Origin of the sequence: Sedimentibacter hydroxybenzoicus DSM 7310 (assembly GCF_013403245.1) — a bacterium.
In the GTDB taxonomy this organism is placed as follows: Bacteria; Bacillota; Clostridia; order Tissierellales; family Sedimentibacteraceae; genus Sedimentibacter; species Sedimentibacter hydroxybenzoicus.
Genome location: NZ_JACBNQ010000003.1, coordinates 28,287 through 46,228, shown reverse-complemented (window position 1 = coordinate 46,228; position 17,942 = coordinate 28,287). Strand labels below are relative to the sequence as shown.

General features: G+C 33.1%; 16 protein-coding genes and 1 other RNA gene. 3 read left to right on the top strand and 14 right to left on the bottom strand.

All coding sequences use genetic code 11. The features are described 5' to 3' along the window. The first annotated feature begins 85 nt into the window (after positions 1-85). Positions 86-712 (top strand): hypothetical protein, encoded by a 627-nt coding sequence (locus tag HZF24_RS05050; RefSeq protein ID WP_179237195.1) that lies wholly within the window; start codon positions 86-88, stop codon positions 710-712. A gap of 170 nt (positions 713-882) precedes the next feature. After that, a complete protein-coding gene (locus tag HZF24_RS05045) occupies positions 883-1,890 on the top strand; it encodes a copper amine oxidase N-terminal domain-containing protein (RefSeq protein ID WP_179237194.1) in 1,008 nt (335 codons plus the stop codon). 66 nt (positions 1,891-1,956) lie between these two features. Here HZF24_RS05045 and HZF24_RS05040 read toward each other — a convergent pair whose 3' ends face one another. The 5 genes from HZF24_RS05040 to HZF24_RS05020 form a co-directional block, all read right to left on the bottom strand. Continuing rightward, positions 1,957-3,849 carry a type IV secretory system conjugative DNA transfer family protein gene (locus tag HZF24_RS05040; RefSeq protein WP_246345963.1) on the bottom strand — a complete coding sequence of 631 codons (1,893 nt, stop codon included), beginning with the start codon at positions 3,847-3,849 and terminating at the stop codon, positions 1,957-1,959. A gap of 57 nt (positions 3,850-3,906) precedes the next feature. Beyond that, positions 3,907-4,371, bottom strand: a complete 465-nt coding sequence (locus HZF24_RS05035) for a hypothetical protein (RefSeq protein ID WP_179237192.1) — start codon at positions 4,369-4,371, stop codon at positions 3,907-3,909. Between the two features lie 18 nt (positions 4,372-4,389). Then, a complete protein-coding gene (locus HZF24_RS05030) occupies positions 4,390-5,256 on the bottom strand; it encodes a hypothetical protein (RefSeq protein ID WP_179237191.1) in 867 nt (288 codons plus the stop codon). 17 nt (positions 5,257-5,273) lie between these two features. Then, the gene (locus tag HZF24_RS05025; RefSeq protein ID WP_179237190.1) at positions 5,274-5,867 is read right to left on the bottom strand and encodes a hypothetical protein; all 594 of its coding nucleotides are present in this window, start codon (positions 5,865-5,867) and stop codon (positions 5,274-5,276) included. A 463-nt stretch (positions 5,868-6,330) separates the two neighbouring features. Beyond that, entirely contained in the window at positions 6,331-6,939 is a 609-nt protein-coding gene (locus HZF24_RS05020) for a JAB domain-containing protein (protein WP_179237189.1), read from the bottom strand. 394 nt (positions 6,940-7,333) lie between these two features. Between HZF24_RS05020 and HZF24_RS05015 the strand changes: the two genes are divergently transcribed. Then, the gene (locus tag HZF24_RS05015) at positions 7,334-8,254 is read left to right on the top strand and encodes a tyrosine-type recombinase/integrase (protein WP_179237188.1); all 921 of its coding nucleotides are present in this window, start codon (positions 7,334-7,336) and stop codon (positions 8,252-8,254) included. Between the two features lie 238 nt (positions 8,255-8,492). Here HZF24_RS05015 and rnpB read toward each other — a convergent pair. The 9 genes from rnpB to HZF24_RS04970 form a co-directional block, all read right to left on the bottom strand. Next, an RNA gene (gene rnpB / locus HZF24_RS05010) (RNase P RNA component class A) lies at positions 8,493-8,827 on the bottom strand. A gap of 42 nt (positions 8,828-8,869) precedes the next feature. Continuing rightward, the gene (locus HZF24_RS05005) at positions 8,870-10,804 is read right to left on the bottom strand and encodes an NAD(+) synthase (RefSeq protein WP_407695744.1); all 1,935 of its coding nucleotides are present in this window, start codon (positions 10,802-10,804) and stop codon (positions 8,870-8,872) included. Between the two features lie 9 nt (positions 10,805-10,813). Beyond that, entirely contained in the window at positions 10,814-11,575 is a 762-nt protein-coding gene (locus HZF24_RS05000) for a Nif3-like dinuclear metal center hexameric protein (protein WP_456356061.1), read from the bottom strand. A 10-nt stretch (positions 11,576-11,585) separates the two neighbouring features. Continuing rightward, the gene (locus HZF24_RS04995; protein WP_179237186.1) at positions 11,586-12,263 is read right to left on the bottom strand and encodes a tRNA (adenine(22)-N(1))-methyltransferase; all 678 of its coding nucleotides are present in this window, start codon (positions 12,261-12,263) and stop codon (positions 11,586-11,588) included. A 45-nt stretch (positions 12,264-12,308) separates the two neighbouring features. Continuing rightward, positions 12,309-13,469 (bottom strand): RNA polymerase sigma factor RpoD, encoded by a 1,161-nt coding sequence (gene rpoD / locus HZF24_RS04990; protein WP_179237185.1) that lies wholly within the window; start codon positions 13,467-13,469, stop codon positions 12,309-12,311. Between the two features lie 3 nt (positions 13,470-13,472). Next, complete coding sequence (gene dnaG / locus HZF24_RS04985) at positions 13,473-15,239, bottom strand: DNA primase (protein ID WP_179237184.1); 1,767 nt, start codon at positions 15,237-15,239, stop codon at positions 13,473-13,475. Between the two features lie 74 nt (positions 15,240-15,313). Beyond that, positions 15,314-16,327, bottom strand: coding sequence for a deoxyguanosinetriphosphate triphosphohydrolase (locus HZF24_RS04980; protein WP_407695746.1), 1,014 nt, complete (start codon positions 16,325-16,327; stop codon positions 15,314-15,316). A 134-nt stretch (positions 16,328-16,461) separates the two neighbouring features. Beyond that, positions 16,462-17,277: a pyruvate, water dikinase regulatory protein gene (locus HZF24_RS04975; protein WP_179237182.1), complete on the bottom strand. Its 816-nt coding sequence runs from the start codon at positions 17,275-17,277 to the stop codon at positions 16,462-16,464. A gap of 10 nt (positions 17,278-17,287) precedes the next feature. Beyond that, complete coding sequence (locus tag HZF24_RS04970) at positions 17,288-17,914, bottom strand: helix-turn-helix transcriptional regulator (protein WP_322790721.1); 627 nt, start codon at positions 17,912-17,914, stop codon at positions 17,288-17,290. Between the last annotated feature and the right edge of the window lie 28 nt (positions 17,915-17,942).

Here is a 17,942-nt window from a genome sequence, read left to right as displayed (position 1 = left end):
ATCTAATCTATACTATTGAGGGAGGGTCGTACGACTTGGATGGTAAGAGTATGTCTTACTGAAAAAACTTATAGGAGATTGTAAAATGATAAAGAAAAATAATAAGATTAATAAAGATTTAGCACAAATGGAAGTAGGCAATGACTACTACTTCAAGGAAGAAAACTTGAATATTAGAATCAAGGAATACACAATAGAGATAACAGACATAAGCAATTCTCTCCGCTGGGGAAAAACAACTGATGTATATGAGTTGAGCTTTGAAAAACCAATAGATAAAAAACTATTGACTTCAATTCAGGCAATTATGGACTTTTGTGGGCATTCATTAAAGGACATATACGATTTAGCTGTTTTGAATACAATTGTTGTCTTTCTGGCAATGGATTTCTGTGTTATGGTTTTTCTAAATGTCAAAAACAAAAAATGTGTGAATGTATATAGTCCTTTTGTAGAAATGGACAATAGCCGTATAGTAATACCAAAAAAGGTATTTGGAAGGTGGCAGTTAGTAAAGTTTTTAATAGCCGATAGAACCGACGTTAAGGACTTGGAAGCAATAAGGGACATAATTGAAACCCCTTATTATGAACAGAAAACAAATAAGGTCTTTAAGATTGAGGACAATGTATTACTTACATACGTTTCAAAATTAAGACGAATTAACGTAATGACAAAAAGTAAGAAAGAAGAATTAAGCGAAGTTGCTTAAACATTTGAAGAAACCTGAAAGGGTTTCTTTTTTCTCTGCACAAACCTATAACTTAGCAAAAACAACCATTTCAGGATTTACCTGGTTGACAATATTCGACACTCTTGGTAATATATAAGGGTGCTTGTTAAAAAAAGCACTAATATAATAATATGACTCGGAGGGAAGAGATGAAAAAAGTATTAGGCTTAATTTTATTTATTATGATGATTATGTCATTTTCCGTTGTATCAGCAAGTGAAAGTAAAATTGAAATCTATTTAAATGATGTCAAAATGGATATTCCAGAGGAAATGGGAGCACCATTTATTGAGAATGGCAGAACTATGGTTCCTCTTAGAATTATTAGCCAAGAGTTGGGTAAAAAGGTTGATTGGGACCAAAAAAATACGACTGTTATTATTGACGGACACACAAAAATAAAAATTGGTAGTGATATAATATATAGAGGAAGAAGTGAGATAAGAATAGATGCCCCTGCGATTATTTCAAATAATACAACTTTTGTTCCTATAAGACTAGTTTCAGAGGTTCTGGGTTATTGGGTAGGTTATAATGAAGAAAATAATATTAAAAATGTTCAAATTAAGAGCATAGATGTTCAAATATTGCCATTGGAAGAACCAGAAGAAGGTATTATTATTGACGGGATTGAATATGGGAAAGACATTATAAATTACACTACTAATAATAAGGGAATAAATCGTTGGGAAATTATAGGTTCTAATGAAAATTCTATATTAGGAACCAGAAAAAAAGGTAGCACATTAGATGAAGATTATGCACTGTTAAATAAAGCATTAGAAGATACTGGAAAAGTTATACAAGGTGGAACTCTTACAGAACCCAGTAGTAGTGGATTATCTGATCCAAATGCTCCATTGAAAATTATAAGAGATGATAATGACAATCCTTTAATTCGTATTAGAGATTGGGGAATGACATACGATGAAGAAACGTATCCAAGAGTTGCAACTATAATGAATACAACAATAGAAGCATTAAAATATTATACCGGAAATACAAAAGATGCAAAAGCTATCTTTGACTACTTTGACAACTGTGTAAAAAACAACAAAGAGCCAGAGTATGGTAAAACTTATACTTTTGGCAAAACAAAAATTGTTTTTATTGATGATGTTGGAAGTGGTGTAGATATAATTATATTGCCAGATTAATATTGATAGTTTATTTAACAAATCACCCCTCAAAACAAGGGGTGGTTTTATTTTAGGCATAAGCCCTTAAATCATACTATCTATCTTTATATTATCTCTCAATATTTCATCTATGCTTTTTACAAACTCCCCTTTTTCATTTCTATAAAAATCAGGGTTAATTCCTGCGGCAAGGATTTCCTTATTTTCCCTCACCATTTTAGAAAGCTTTCCGTTTAGCTCTTCTGAGAGAAATGACACTTTACCGACATTAGGCAGTTGTATGGTGTTATTTTTTATAATACAATATATGATTTCTCCGAATGGTCTGTAAATAATGTCCGCTGGTCTGATACGATTTTCCCATTGCTCAGAAAAACTTTTATTGTCCGTTGCGGTATTACTGCTATTCCCATTAAGTATATTGAACCTTTGTTTGCTCGTTCCTGTGCTTTTTCTTTTAGTCAGTATTTCTCCGAATTGGTCGCTGTAATATTTGGCATCTGAATAGTTTCCACCGGGATAAATAATAACATTTCGGGCATTAGTTGAAACCAATTCAATAAAATCTTTCCCGTCCTTTCCGCTCCCCATTCCTATTAATGCCCTGTTTTGTGTGGCAATGGTGGAAGCAACTCTATAAGAGCGTCCCTGTGTCAGCATATCGGAAAATCCTGAATTGGCATAGGTCTGAAACTCATCTATGTATAAAAAATGTGGTCTTCTGGTATCTTCGTCTCCCCCTCTCTTAAAAACAGCCGATTGGAAGTTTAAGATAATAAAATACCCTAAGAAAGAGCCTAAATCCCTTAGTTTTCCTTGCTCCGTGGAAATAGTAATAATGCCGCAACCTTCCAAATGTTTAGAAAAATCAATATCACTTTTACCATTTTGAGGATTTAAAACCTTACGTAAATACTTATTTGAAACGACTTTCGCAACCTGTGTGCGAACTCCTGATGTGTTTTCAAAAGTCTGGTCATTTTCATTGAAGTAATTCTGCTTAAAATAGCTGATAATTTCCTCGTTTTCCTGTTTTAATGATAAACTTTGAACTTTATTTTTATTATGTTCCTCAAAATTGTTTATCAGGTTTTTTCCTATACCGCCAATATCAAACATTAAATTGTTCAAATCTATTAAAGTTGCCTGATTTCCTTTTAATCTTTTAAGCAGTTTCAAGGCATTCCTTATTAGCTGTTCTTCCATATCCTGAAAAAACTGAGGGGAATCAGGTTTCAGCATTTTAAATGTCGTTGCCATATTCTCTACTACATCTTCTTCATCTCCATACAAGGGGTTAAATGTTGGACAGGAATCCAATGTTGGATTAAAATATATTACCTTCCTGCCGTAATGCTGTGCCATAGCATAAACCTTTTCTGCTAAGTCTCCCTTTGGTTCTATAACCGTTATTCCACATTCATTAAATGCCATATCCTGATTAATCATAGGTAAAATGGACTGTGATGTTTTACCACACCCCGTAGGACCAAGTATCAGAGTGTGGAGAAATCTATCTTTTATGGGAATATAAACAGGCTTGTTTTTTGTCTTACAAATACAAACATCACCCTTTTTAGGCTTGTCTCTTCTGAGATTGCGAAAATTAAGGCTCAACAATGGCTTTATCTTTTCTATTTGCTCTATTATGTCTATCTCCTTTACACTTATATAGCTTATGAATAGGACAACAAACAAGACGTAAAGCATTATTTTCAACAAGACGTCTAAATTACCTAATAGTATGTTATTGACATATATAAGCAAATAAATAATATAAAGTATTGTTGAAATATAAAGCCTTTTCTTATTTTCTATAACTATTGAGAAACTGCCGCTGACAAGTGTAATAATGGTAAAAATTATAAATGCTCCTTTTTTAAGAAAAAGCCCACCTATTAGTAAGGCTTGAAATACGGTTAAAACCGTTATAAGTATTGTAATCTCGCTTTTATGCTTATCAAAATCTATTTTCATTCGTTTTGCTCCTTTCATCAGTAATGTAAAAACAAATCCCCCTTAACGGGGGAATGCTTATTCTTCTAAATCTAATATTTCTAATATGTCCTTCATTTCAGCATCTTTTTCATCTGTATTTATGTTTTCTGTTTCTTCTCCAACTTCTATGGTATCAAATACAGTATTGTTAATATTGACTTGTCCCTCTGTTCCACATACATACTCGATATTTCTCTTGTTTCTTTCGACTAAACTAATAAAATCCTGCTCGAATCTAAAATGTTTAATCAAATATCTTATAAATCGTTCTAAAATGTCCAATTCTAAAAAGTATCCCATTTTTTCGGCTTTTCCACCCATTTCAAGCAACAGCATTGTATGCCTTTCTATTCCGATATAAATTTTTGCTAACTCATTAAAAATGGTGTATTTTGTCCTTGGGCTGTAATCTATTAAATCTATCTTTCTTATTAATCTGTATATATCTCTTGTAATGATATTTTCTTCTATGTTGTTTTCTTTTAAAAATCGTTTAAACATATATTCTTCTCCTTTCGATTATTGTTCTGTAATTTGACTATCCGCATTAAAAGTGAAATACCTCTTAATGCTTAAATTGGTGAATGTAATGCTTTTAAATCGTGTGGCTTTTACATAGGGGGTTGATTTATTCCACTTGTTTTTTAGGAATTGATACCTTGTATTGTCCTGTGTATTTATGTTAAGTCGGAAATGGATATTGTTGTAATTCAAGTTGAAAAAGCTATTTATCAATTCGATTTTTTCCTTAATAGTATTAATATTTATTGTGCTTGATATATCTAATAGCCCAAAGTGTATAATAAGGTTGTCTTCCTTATCCTTTGTGATGTTTTCAAGAAATATATTGTGCTTTTCCAATTGTTCCAGCCTTTCAGCTTGTAATATATTTTGACCTGCTATTATATTTATGAAGCTTTCTCTCATATCTGGTTTGTATCTCAAATAATGCTCGGTTATAAATATGTTTCTCTTCAAGCTCCCGATTTCTTGCGATTTTTTAAGGTTTTTCCCATTACTGAAAAATCGATATGAAGGGTTTGTCATTTTTATATAGCAATTGCCCCATTTATTGGACTTTTCAATTAATCTGTAAAAATACATTTCTTCTATTACGTTTCTTGTATGCCTAACGCTGATATTTTGGTATTCTTTCATATACCGTTCTATCTGTTTATATAGGATAAGTCCTTTTCCTGCCTTATAGATAAAGCTTAAGTAGTCATAATAGTAAAGGACTATTAAAACGCTCTGTATTGGGGAAATATTGATTTCCTTTAAATTAATTATCAAATTATCGCCCTTTATGAATCGTTCCTGTGCTATCTTGCTTATTTCTTTCGGAAAATCCTTTATTCGTAGTTGATTGTTATTTACCATATTCATTTTTTGCTCTCCTTTCCTTAGAGTTCTCGTGTATGCTTGTAATTTACAAAAATTTGTTTAAAATTACTTGTTTTTAGGCATTCTTCAACATAGATTGCTTTCTTCTCAATGTCATCTTTTGAATAAGCGGGGGTAATAATTTCAATGGCTTGTCCTTGAATTATGATGCCGCTTTCGTCTTGATATGGTGGGATATACAAATCTACGGGAGAGGCATAGCTTAGCTTGTTCTGTCGTGATATATCTGTTTCTGTTAAGGATAAATCCTGTTCTTTCCTGCTTAGTTTGCTATACTCTTGAAATAGTGCTATGTCGTGAGTAGCTCCTCTTGCTGGCTTATATAAGCTATTTACGGTGTGAATATTGTTCTTTACCCACTTCTTACCTTTTTCGCTTAGTCCATAGCACATTATCGATTTATTTTCCCAAATGGCAGAACTTTTTATTAAATAACCTTGCTTTACAAAGCGGTCAATTCTTTTTTGAGAAATGTTGTAATATTTCTCTATTAAAGGTGTTATTGCTTTACCGCACTTAGAAATACCTTGAAATAGACGTTTATCCTTTTCCATAAAGGTCAAGTTAGTTGTTCTTTTTCGTCCTTTTGCCATAGTTTTATGCTCCTTTCTTCTTACTATTAGTGTGATGCTAAACACTCTGATTTGCGTAATACCTTGAACTCTCGGCAGACAGACCCACGGCAGTATATGCGACAGGAGAAATTAAAAGCTCCGCTTTGGCCGCCAAAGGCGGAATTTCTCCGACAGTCGCATAACGGCGGAACAAGTCAATTATATGTTCGCCCAAAGGGCGGGCATATAATTGTAGGTTTTATGTGAAGTGAAACGGAACGTAAAACCGTCTTGTTCCCCGTGGGGCTGTCTGCTATAAAAATTGTGGCGTTTTGATTTATGAATATTACAATCCACAAGGATTTGAGTAAATATTATGTTGGTATTTAATATCCAACACCTTTACATATTATATGTTATACAGATGTCCCCAAAGCCATAACGAAAATGTGTTCTATCAAGCATAAAAAAAACAAGTCATTTGTTTGACTTGTTTTTGAGCTTAAATTAACCCGTCTTCTTTAAAAGAGTAAAAGTTATTTTGCCCGATTATGATATGGTCTATAACGCTGATTCCTACTAACTTAAAACATTGAATTAGTCTTTCGGTCAGCAAAAAATCTTCTCTTGAACTTTCTGAATTACCTGAAGGGTGGTTGTGAGCCAGAATAACTGAACTTGCTGAATTAATAATAGCTTCCTTCATAACAATCTGCGGAGAAACGATTGAAGAATTGAGACTCCCGACACTTATCGTTTTTACATCTATTACGTGATTTTTGGTGTCAAGCAATACAACTCTAAATTCTTCCTTTTTTAGATGCTCCATTTCCCATTTCAGGAGTTCATAGGCATCTGACGGACTTGAAATCTTAGTCCTGTTAGTGTTTTCTTTTCCGATTCTTGTGAAAATACTAAAAACTGCTCTAACCTTTTGTTTTTGTATATCAGTGGCTTTAAGCATTTCTATTTTGTCTCTCAAATCATTAAAATCCTTAAATTGCTGTAATTCCTCTGGTTCCACACTTGTAAGTAAATGCAATAACTCCCAATCCATTAATGAATCTACTCCATATTTCTGAACTCTCTCTTTTATAATACTTTTCTCCATTTTAACGTCCTCTTCACAAAAAATTCTTCCTTTGTATTTTCTTGGCCTTTATTAAGTTCTTTTGATTTTTCTTTGTTTTCTTTAAAACCTCACATTTTACTATATGTTCTGTGGAGAGACGTATAACTTATTTTGCTGTTATTTCAACGGCACATTGTTCTACCATAAATTACCACGCAAAAATAAAACTTACTCTTGAAATAAATCTTTTTTTTGAGTATTTTATAAATATAAGGATTAATAAAAAGTCCTTATGAAATTAATCGATTAATTTAATACATTGATATATATGTAAAATAAATATATCCTAAGAAGAAAAGTCTTTCTTAGTTTTTGGAGGGGTCTTAACAGACCAAAATGTAAAACCAAAACAAAGACGAAGGGACTGGTATTTTTGAAGGAAAAAATAACTTTAAAAAAGGCCATTGAGCAATTCCCTTCCTACTTGAATATTAAAGGTTTAAAAGACTCCACAATCGGAGCTTATAAAATAGATATCTTGATTTTTGAAAACTACATAAAAGAGAAATACCCCTCTATATGCTATATAGACTCCATAGGCAAAGCACATATAATGAATTACAGAAACTTTCTGACGGAGAAAATAACGACAAAAGAGTATAAAAAATCGACAGTAGATAGAAAATATGACTCTTTGAAAGTGTTCTATGACTTTTTAGAAGAGTTTGGGTTTATAGAAGATAATTTTGTAAAGGATTTTTCATTTAAAAGGGTTAGAAATCAGATTTTCGATGAAGAAAAAACATTGAATCTTCCAAAATACCTTGACGAAGAAGACATAAAGAAAATAGTTGAAACAGCCAAGAAAGATAGAACCCAAAATAACATAAGAGATATCGCAATTTTAGAGTTTTTACGTAGTACAGGTTGCAGAAGGAGTAGTGTCTTAGCATTAAATTGGGAAGATATAGACTTTGTAAGAGATATAATTACAATAAAACATTCCAAAACGGATAATGTTTCGATTGTGCCTTTGTCGAAGAGCCTTAGACAAGCACTTATAGATTATTTAGCAATAGAAAACAGAATATCGGGGAAAGTATTCAAAATAGGAAAGGACGCTTTAAATGACCTTGTAAAAAAGTATGTAAGAAACAGCGGTGTTCAGGATAAAGCAGATTTTAACATAACGATACATACGTTTAGGCATAGTTTCATAACGAACCTTGTAAGGAAAAATGTAAGCCTGAAAAAAATAGCCCAATATACAGGGCATAAAGATATAAGAACATTGGAAATATACACACATTTAATACCAACAAACTTAAATGATGTATGTGAATTAATAGGATAAAATAGAGCCAACAGGCTCTATTTTTTGTTTTCATTGATATTTCAACAAAAAATCACAATTTATGTATTGACATACTATTTTAGCTGAGTTATAATGCAACAAAATATATATAAGCTTATAGAGTTTCTCAGTTAATAACGCAAAACTACGGTTTTATTTACACCCGACAATAAGCCAATTTTCAAAAGGGGCTTAAAAAGCAAAAAACACTGATTTCTCAATGTTTTTTGATAATAAGGTTTAGAGTAAATATGTAAGCCGTGTTCTGTTTTAAACAGTCATCTATCTACGCCTGACGTTGCCGACAGGCTCCAGCAACCTACCATTTGGACTGTGACGAGCAGCCACTCCAAGGTCCTTTTTTGGTCTTGCTCCGGGTGGGGTTTACATGGCCAATTAGTCGCCTAATTGCCGGTGAGCTCTTACCTCACCTTTCCATCCTTGCCGATTGCTCGGCGGTCTATTTCTGTTGCACTATCCTTGAGGTCACCCTCACCGGGTGTTACCCGGCACCCTGCTCTACGGAGCACGGACTTTCCTCATGCAAAAGCATGCGACTGTATAATTTACTCCTTTACATATTACAGTAATTTATTTTTAAAGTCAAATGCATTATTAACCAATTCTATTCAACCTATCCAGCCATAATTCATAAGATGCATCGCTTGGCATTTTCCAGTCACCCCTTGGAGATAAGGAAACTGAGCCGACCTTTACACCGTCAGGCATGCAGGAGCGTTTAAATTGCTGTGTGAAAAATCTTTTATAGAAATTTTTCAGAGTTTCAAGAATTACTTCGTTACTGAATTCATCCTTAAAAGCAATTTTAGCAAGGAAATATATTTTTTCAGGTCCATAACCGTTCCTGAGCATGTTAAACAAGAAGAAATCATTCAAATCGTATGAGCCTACCGATTTTTCGGTAAGCTGTGCAATGTTTCCTGCCTTATCAGTCGGCAGAAGTTCAGGGCTTACAGGTGTATCATAGACGTCTAACAGGGCTTTTCTTATATTTCCTTCAGCATGTTCTTCTGCATACCATTTAACCATATATTTAACCAATGTCTTAGGTATACCAGAATTTACTCCGTACATCGACATGTGATCGCCATTGTATGTGCACCAGCCTAAAGCCAGTTCAGATAAATCTCCGGTTCCCACTACTATTGCATTTTCCTTGTTTGCATAGTCCATCAAAATTTGAGTTCTTTCTCTTGCCTGTGCGTTTTCGTATGTAACATCATGTATGTTAATATCGTGCCCTATATCCTTAAAATGCTGTATGCATGCATCCTTGATTGAAATTTCCTTTGAAGTTACACCCAACTCCTTCATCAATATCAAGCCGTTATTGTACGTCCTTGAGGATGTACCGAATCCCGGCATTGTTATTGCTATAATATTTTCCATAGGAAGCTTAAGCTTTTTAAATGATTCAACTGTTACCAATAAAGCTAAGGTACTGTCCAGACCGCCGGATATTCCTATAACTGCTTTTTTAGCACCTATTTTATATAATCTTTGATAAAGTCCTGTTGCCTGTATGTTTAATATTTCTTTGCATCTATGGTTTCTTTCTGCTGTATTAGCTGGAACGAACGGGTATTTATCTATAAATCTATCCAATTGAAGATTTTCCGAATATCCAAGCTCAAAGCTTACATATCTATAATCCCTATTTTCAATTCTCCCCATGTAGCTGTTGAATTTAACTCTATCGTTTTTAAGCTTTTCTAAATCTATATCAGCATAGATTATGCTGCTTTCAGTTGAAAATCTGTCCTCATTTAAAATCAGGCCGTTTTCGGCAATCAACGCATGACCCGATGATACCACATCTGTAGTGCTTTCGGATTGTCCTGCCGATGCAAAACAATAGGAGGTCATACATTTTGATGATTGAATTCTTACTATATCTCTTCTGTAGTCACTTTTCCCCACTGTTTCATTGCTGGCAGAAAGATTCAAAATTAAATTTGCCCCGTGAATTGTATGATATGAGCTTGGAGGTATACTTACCCACAAGTCCTCACAAATATCAAATCCTATGCATAAGGATGAAAGTGTGTCTTTAAACAGCATGTTTTCATTAAAGGGAATATTTTGCCCACACAACGTTACTTCGTCAGATATTCTCGAAAGAGATGAAGCAAACCATCTCTTTTCATAAAATTCATTATAGTTCGGCACATATGTTTTTGGAACAACTCCGAGAATCTTACCGTTTTTCAGCAGTACGGCACAATTAAACAATTGATTATCAATATATACGGGCATACCTACGGCTACTAAAATATTAAGATCCTCGGTCTCATTAAGCAATAGCTGCAAAGCTTCCTCGGCTCCGTTTATAAGTGCCCTCTGATTAAATAAATCTCCGCAGCTATATCCTGTTATGCAAAGCTCCGGAAACAATACAACCCTTGCGTTTTTCTCTTCATATGCTTTTTTTGAGAGCAAAACAATTTCCCTTATATTGTATATTGGATTTGCTACCTTAAGAGTCGGTATTGCTACGGCAACTCTTATGTATTCGTAATTTTTATCCATATCCATCCCCTATAAAATAATTTCATTTACAGTATTTACTTCCATTAACGTTACTTTTAATCCTTCTGTATCTAATATGTTTTTAATGTTCTGCAATGACTGATATTCCGTATTATAATGACCTGCATCTATAATACACAGATTGTTTTGCAAAGCAAATTGTGCCTGATGGTATTTTATGTCGCCTGTTATGTACACATCTGCTTCTTTTGCAATAGCATCCTTTATAAAATCGCTTCCGCTTCCTCCACAAAATGCAGCTTTGCGTACTGTTTTATAATCTTTGTTACAATATAATTTTATATAATCCGCATTTAAAAGCTTCTTTATTTGTTTTGCAAATTCAACTATATTAATCGGCTCAACACAGCCTATGCCTCCGTAGCCGCTGCCATCAGGATTTACGACATGCAGTACTTCATATGAGTCAATCTTCAATATTTTAGCCAGACTGTGTGTTACCCCGTATTCTGCCATGTCATAGCTTGTGTGCATGCTGTATAAATTTATATCATTGTTAATCATAAGCTTGATTAAGCTACCCTCGTATGTACTGAAATCAATGGATTTAAGGCCTGAAAACAAAAATGGATGATGAGTGATTATCAAATTAATATTATTATTGATTGCATACTCTATCAATTTTAAATTGATATCCATAGTTAACATAATGTTATTTATGTCACTGCAATAGTCTCCAATCTGCAATCCGCCGTTGTCCCAGGATTCCTGAGACTTCAATTCTAGCTTTTCATTTAATATTTTAATAATAGAATCAACTTTAATTTTCCATCAACTCCCTTATTTTTTTATTTTTCGTTCTTAATGCTTCTGCTTTTTCATTATAATCTCTGCCGTTGCTTTTTTCAATACTGACAATAATATTTTCGTTTACTTTTAATATTTTGTTCAGATATTCAACCATTATCGGATCTTTCTTTTCTAATATTATTTTACTTATTTCATAAAATATTTTATCGGTTACTTCATATTTGCCGGGAACAGCCTTAATAACAAAATAATAATGGTGCATTTCTTTTACAATGTTTTCATCAATTATCTTAAAGCTGTTTTCAGCTAAATACTGCCTCAGCTTATCCCCCATTGTCATGGGCTGTAAAATAAGCTGGGAAGCTTGTAGTGCAATATTTTTAGATGCTTCGATTATATCTGCAATCAATTCTCCTCCCATACCTGCAATAATTATTGCATCTGCCTCATTTTCATTTAATACAGTAAGCCCGCTCCCCAACCTGAAATCACATTTTCCGTGTAAATTTACAGATGTTAAATGCTTTATTGCTCTGTCCAGAGGTCCTTTATTTAAATCTGTTGCTATTACTTTTTCGCATATATTTTCATTTAAAAGCATCTCTGCCACATAGCCATGATCAGTTCCTATGTCCGCTGCAGTATGACATTTAGCAAGCATAGATTTAATACATTCCAATCGGTTCATAATCACCTCATAATTAAAAATGAGAGGGTTTTAACCCTCCCCTGTTTATTCTAAATAATCCTTTAATTTCTTGCTGCGGCTTGGGTGTCTAAGCTTCCTTAATGCCTTAGCTTCAATTTGTCTTATTCTTTCTCTTGTTACATCAAATTCCTTGCCAACCTCTTCTAAGGTTCTTGCTCTTCCGTCATCTAATCCGAATCTCAGTCTTAGAACCTTTTGCTCTCTGTCTGTCAAAGTATGAAGCACTGATGAAAGCTGTTCCTTTAAAAGTGTGAAAGTTGCTACGTCCGACGGGGCCTGAACCTCATCATCCGGTATAAAGTCACCTAAGTGACTGTCTTCTTCCTCCCCTATTGGTGTTTCCAGTGAAACAGGTTCCTGAGCAATTTTTAATATTTCTCTTACCTTATCAGGCTCCATTTCCATTTCAAGGGCAATTTCCTCAGGTGTTGCATCACGCCCTAATTCCTGTAAAAGCTGCCTTTTAATTCTAATTAATTTATTTATTGTTTCTACCATATGGACAGGGATTCTTATAGTTCTTGCCTGGTCTGCTATTGCTCTCGTTATTGCCTGACGAATCCACCAGGTAGCGTATGTGCTGAATTTAAATCCTTTTGTGTAATCAAATTTCTCAACTGCCTTAATTAATCCAAGATTTCCCTCCTGAATTAAATCCAAGAACAACATGCCTCTTCCAACATAGCGCTTAGCGATGCTTACAACCAATCTTAAATTGGCTTCTGCCAATCTTTTCTTTGCTTCTTCATCTCCATCCTGCATTTTTTTTGCAAGATCTATTTCTTCATTTGCCGATAATAATGGTACTTTTCCTATTTCCTTTAAATACATTCTGACAGGGTCATCAATATTTACACCCTTCAATATATCATCATCTGATTGGCTTACAAAAAAGTCCACTTCATCCTTAATTTCCGTGTCATCTATGTCGTCAACTTTTTCAAGAATCATATCATCCTGAAAACCAAGTATTTCAAGGTCATTATCTTCTGCCTGCTTATAAAAGTCATCAATAAATTCCGGGTTAATATCTAATTTCTCAAAAGACCTCAATACTTCCTTATATGTTATGAATCCGTTTCTTTTACCTTTCTCTATCAATTTATTTTTGATAGAATCAATTTTTTGCTGCATTTCTATATCTTTTTCAGATTCTTCTACTGTTACGTTTTTATTTTCACCCATGGGTTAGTTAACCTCCTCTTTAGTTGACTTAATTTTTTTAGCGAGGATAAAAATTTCGGTCATTATTTCTTTGCTTTCCTCAGAGTTTTCAGATTGTGTTAAATTGTCACTCAGTATGCTTCTTTTCTTTTCATAATATTTTATTTTTAACCTTTTAATACAATCCTTGAATAATGACTCTAAATTATCATAATCAACATCGTCACATTGCAATAAAACTTTAGCATCCGGTTCATTTTTTATAATTTTTTTTAAGCTATCTTCATCTATACTCATATTGTTTATTTTGTATTCATACATCTCTTTAAATATTCCATAAAATTCTAAATCCTTAAATATATCTTCGTTTACTATTTCTTTAAGCTGTAAAGCAAAATCATTTTCTATGAGTATCAGTTTGATTAACTCCTCTTCATGGGATGTTGTAATTTTTTGCACCTGCATTTTAATTTTAGCAGGAATTGAAGTCTTTACAAAAGTTCTTTGATTAGTTTCTTTCTTGTTATATTCTTTAATTATCGATTCTTTGGAAACACCTACTTTACTTGATAATTTTTCAAATATAAGCTCTTTTTCTATTTCGCTGTTGACATTTACTATATTGTCAAAAATTTTAGATATATATTCAACTTTACTATAATTTTCATATATTTCATTAAAATGATATTCTAAGAAATTATAATAATCAAGAGAATTTTCAATTAATTTGTCGAAATTTACTTTCCCGAACTTATTTAAATATTCATCGGGGTCCTTTGCATTATCTATAATTATTACCTTTGCATCTATATTGTTTCTTTTAAACATGTTCAAAGCTTTTAAAGCGGCATTTTGACCTGCATTGTCCGAGTCAAAGCCAATATAAAAGCTCTTGGAATATCTTTTTAATAGTTTTATCTGATTGTCAGTCAAGGATGTTCCCAAAGCTGCAACGGCTGTATCATATCCATATGCATGCATTTTAATAACATCCATGTATCCTTCTACCAATATGAAGCTTTTGTCTTTTACTGCTTCCCTTGCTAAATTGAGACCGTATAAATTGTAACCTTTGTTAAATATTAAAGTTTCAGGTGAATTGAGATATTTAGGAAGTGAATCATCAATAACTCTTCCTCCAAAACCTATTATTCTTTTCCGTACATCAAATATAGGAAACATCACTCTGTTTCTGAAACGATCATAGCATGAATTTTTTTCCTGATGCTTAATTATTAATCCGGTTTTTAATATGTCTTCTTCTATGTACCCCTTACCGGTTAAGTATTTTAGCAAATTATCCCATTGATTTATAGCATATCCAATTCCAAACTTTTTTATTACATCATTATCAATTTTCCTTGATTTTAAGTAACTTATAATCTCCGGATACGCTTTTAAATTTCTATAAAAATATGCCGCAGCATCTCTGTTTATTTTATAAAGCCTGTCCGTAAGCTCTTTATTTTCTTGGTTGTTTGAAAAGTTATTAACCTCTTCTAAAATAATCCCCGCCTTTTTTGCAAGATACTCCGCAGCTTCAACGAAAGTATAATTTTTATACTTTGTAATAAAGCTTATGCTGTCGCCGCTTTCTCCGCAGCCAAAGCAATGAAATATCTGTTTATCCGGTGAAACAATAAAAGAAGGAGTTTTTTCCTTATGAAAGGGGCAGTTTGTGCTGTAATTTGCACCTGCTTTTTTTAAAGGTAAAAATTCTTCTATAACATCTACTATGTTGTTTTCATCTAGAATTCTTTTAACTACATCAGAATCCAATCTATAGGGCATAATATCACCATTATCTATACGTTGAACACAGATTATAACACAACGAAATAAGCTTGTCAACAAAATATTTTTATCTATTGCCTCCAAGGTTTGGGAATGTACAAATCTTCAAATACTTTCATTGCATAACGATCTGTCATGCCGGCAATGTAATCCTTAATTATTACGTTTTTTGCCAAATTGTTTTCGTTATATATTTGTAAATAAAAATCAGGTAATAGCTCAAAATTCTTAGTATAGTATTCAAATATCTTTTCAATTATAAATTTCGTTTTATCTTCTTCACTTTTTGCGGTTTTATTGTAATATACATTTTTAAATAAAAAATCTCTGAGTTCTTTTGTATAATGAGCAATTTCTTCACTCATGGTTATTTTGTTTTTATCCATGCTACTTTTTATCACATCTGTTATCATGGTATTAATTCTTTGCCCATGAGTATAACCTAAGGTTTTAAAGAAAATATCGGGCATTTGCCCAGACTTTATTATATCTGCTCTCAGTGCATCATCAATGTCGTGATTTATGTAGGCTATTCTGTCAGAAATGCTTACGATTTGACCTTCCAGAGTTGAGGGGTTATAACTTAATGGGTGATTTAGAATTCCATCTCTGACTTCAAATGTAAGGTTTAATCCTCTGTTGCCGTTTCTTAGTTCTAAGAACTCTACAACTCTCAAGCTTTGTTCATTGTGCTTAAAGCCTTCTTCGCAAATTTCATTAAGTATTTTCTCGCCTGTATGGCCGAAGGGTGTATGACCCAAATCATGACCAAGGGCAATTGCCTCGGTTAAATCTTCATTTAAATTTAAGCTTCTTGCAATAGTTCTTGAAATTTGTGATACTTCCAATGTGTGAGTAAGACGTGTCCTGTAATGATCTCCTTCAGGAGATAAAAAAACTTGTGTTTTGTGTTTTAATCTCCTGAAGCTTTTTGAATGAATTATTCTATCTCTGTCTCTTTGGTATTCGGTTCTTATTTCGCAACTTTCTTCCGGAACCTTTCTGCCTTTTGAAAATCTACTTTTAGCAGCGTGTGGAGATAAGTAATCAATTTCGAATTGTTCATATCGCTCTCGTATATTCACCATTATCACCCCCTGATAATTATATTTGTCATCCTGAGAATTTTGGCTCGAAGGATCTCAGCATTTAAAAACCTGAGATTCCTCACTTACGCTCGGAATGACAAAAAACGTACATTATTTGTATATTCACAAAATTATTTTTTTATTTCGTTTTCAGCTATGTAGTCAAGAATAATTGAGGCAGTTTCTTCAACTGCTTTGTTAGTTGTATCAATTATTTTGCATTTTAAGTTTCTCATAACCTTTTCCGAATATTCAAGTTCCTCAAAAATTCTTTCCATATTGGCATAATTTGCCGTATCCCTAAGCCCCATTGCTTTAAGGCGCTCTTTTCTGATTTTATTCAGATTTTCCACATTTAAAGTTAATCCTATTATTCTTTTAGGAGATATTAACTTTAACTCCTCAGGCAAGCTGACCTCAGGAACTAACGGAATATTTGCAACCTTTAAATTCTTGTGGGCAAGGTACATAGAAAGCGGTGTCTTAGAGGTTCTTGATACTCCTATCAAGACTACGTCTGCTAAAAGGATTCCCCTCGTATCTTTTCCGTCATCATATTTTACTGCAAATTCCACTGATTCTACTCTTTTAAAATATTTTTCGTCAAGCTGACGTAAAAGACCGGGCTCGTTTTTAGGAGCTAAGCCCAATTTTTTAACTAAAGGAAATAGAATAGGTGTCATTATATCAACTGCGTCAAGGTTATATTCTGAAGCTTTTTCAATCATGTAATCTCTGAGCTCTTCAACCACCAAAGTAAATACTATAAATGCATTTTCATCTGATGCTTTTTGTATTAAATGATCTATTGATTCCTTATCATTTATATAGGATACCTTTTTTATATCAAAATCAGCCAAGTCAAACTGTCTGATTACCGCTTTTGCCACCTGCTCAGCAGTTTCTCCCAAGGAATCCGAAACAGCGTAAATATTAATCTTCTCCATATGCACCTCTTTATTTGGTTATTTCTAATAAAACATTTGTTATATTAGTTTTTGAAATTCTTCCGATTGCCTTTACTTTATTGTTTGGCAAATGGGTTATAATCGGTATACAATCTATTTCATGCTCTATGATTTTTTCTGCTGCCTCTAAAATTGAATCCTCTTCCAAACAATATATGATTTTAGGCATCCTTGTCATTACTATACCCACGGGTATAGCATTTAAATCTTTTCCTCCCATGGATGCCTTTAATAAATCTTTTCTTGATATTACACCTTTTAATGCCTCATCCTCCACTACGAACAATGTACCTACATTTTCTAAAAATAAAGTTACTATCGCATCGTAAACGCTTGTGGATTCAGTTACATTTATAGGAAGTGATTTAATATCCGATACTTTTATTGCTGATAATTTTTCTATTATATCTCTGTTGCTTTTTTTATTCGATATATAATATCCAACCTTCGGTTTTGCGTCAATTAAGCCGCACATGGATAAAACCGCCAAATCAGGTCGGAGTGTTGCTCTTGTAAGACCTATTTTTTCAGCTATCGCTTCTCCTGTTACAGGTTGGAGCTTTTCTATTATTTCAATTATTTGATTTTGTCTGTCTGATAATTTTATATGGATCACCCCTTTGGACGATGGATTAGCTATTGAT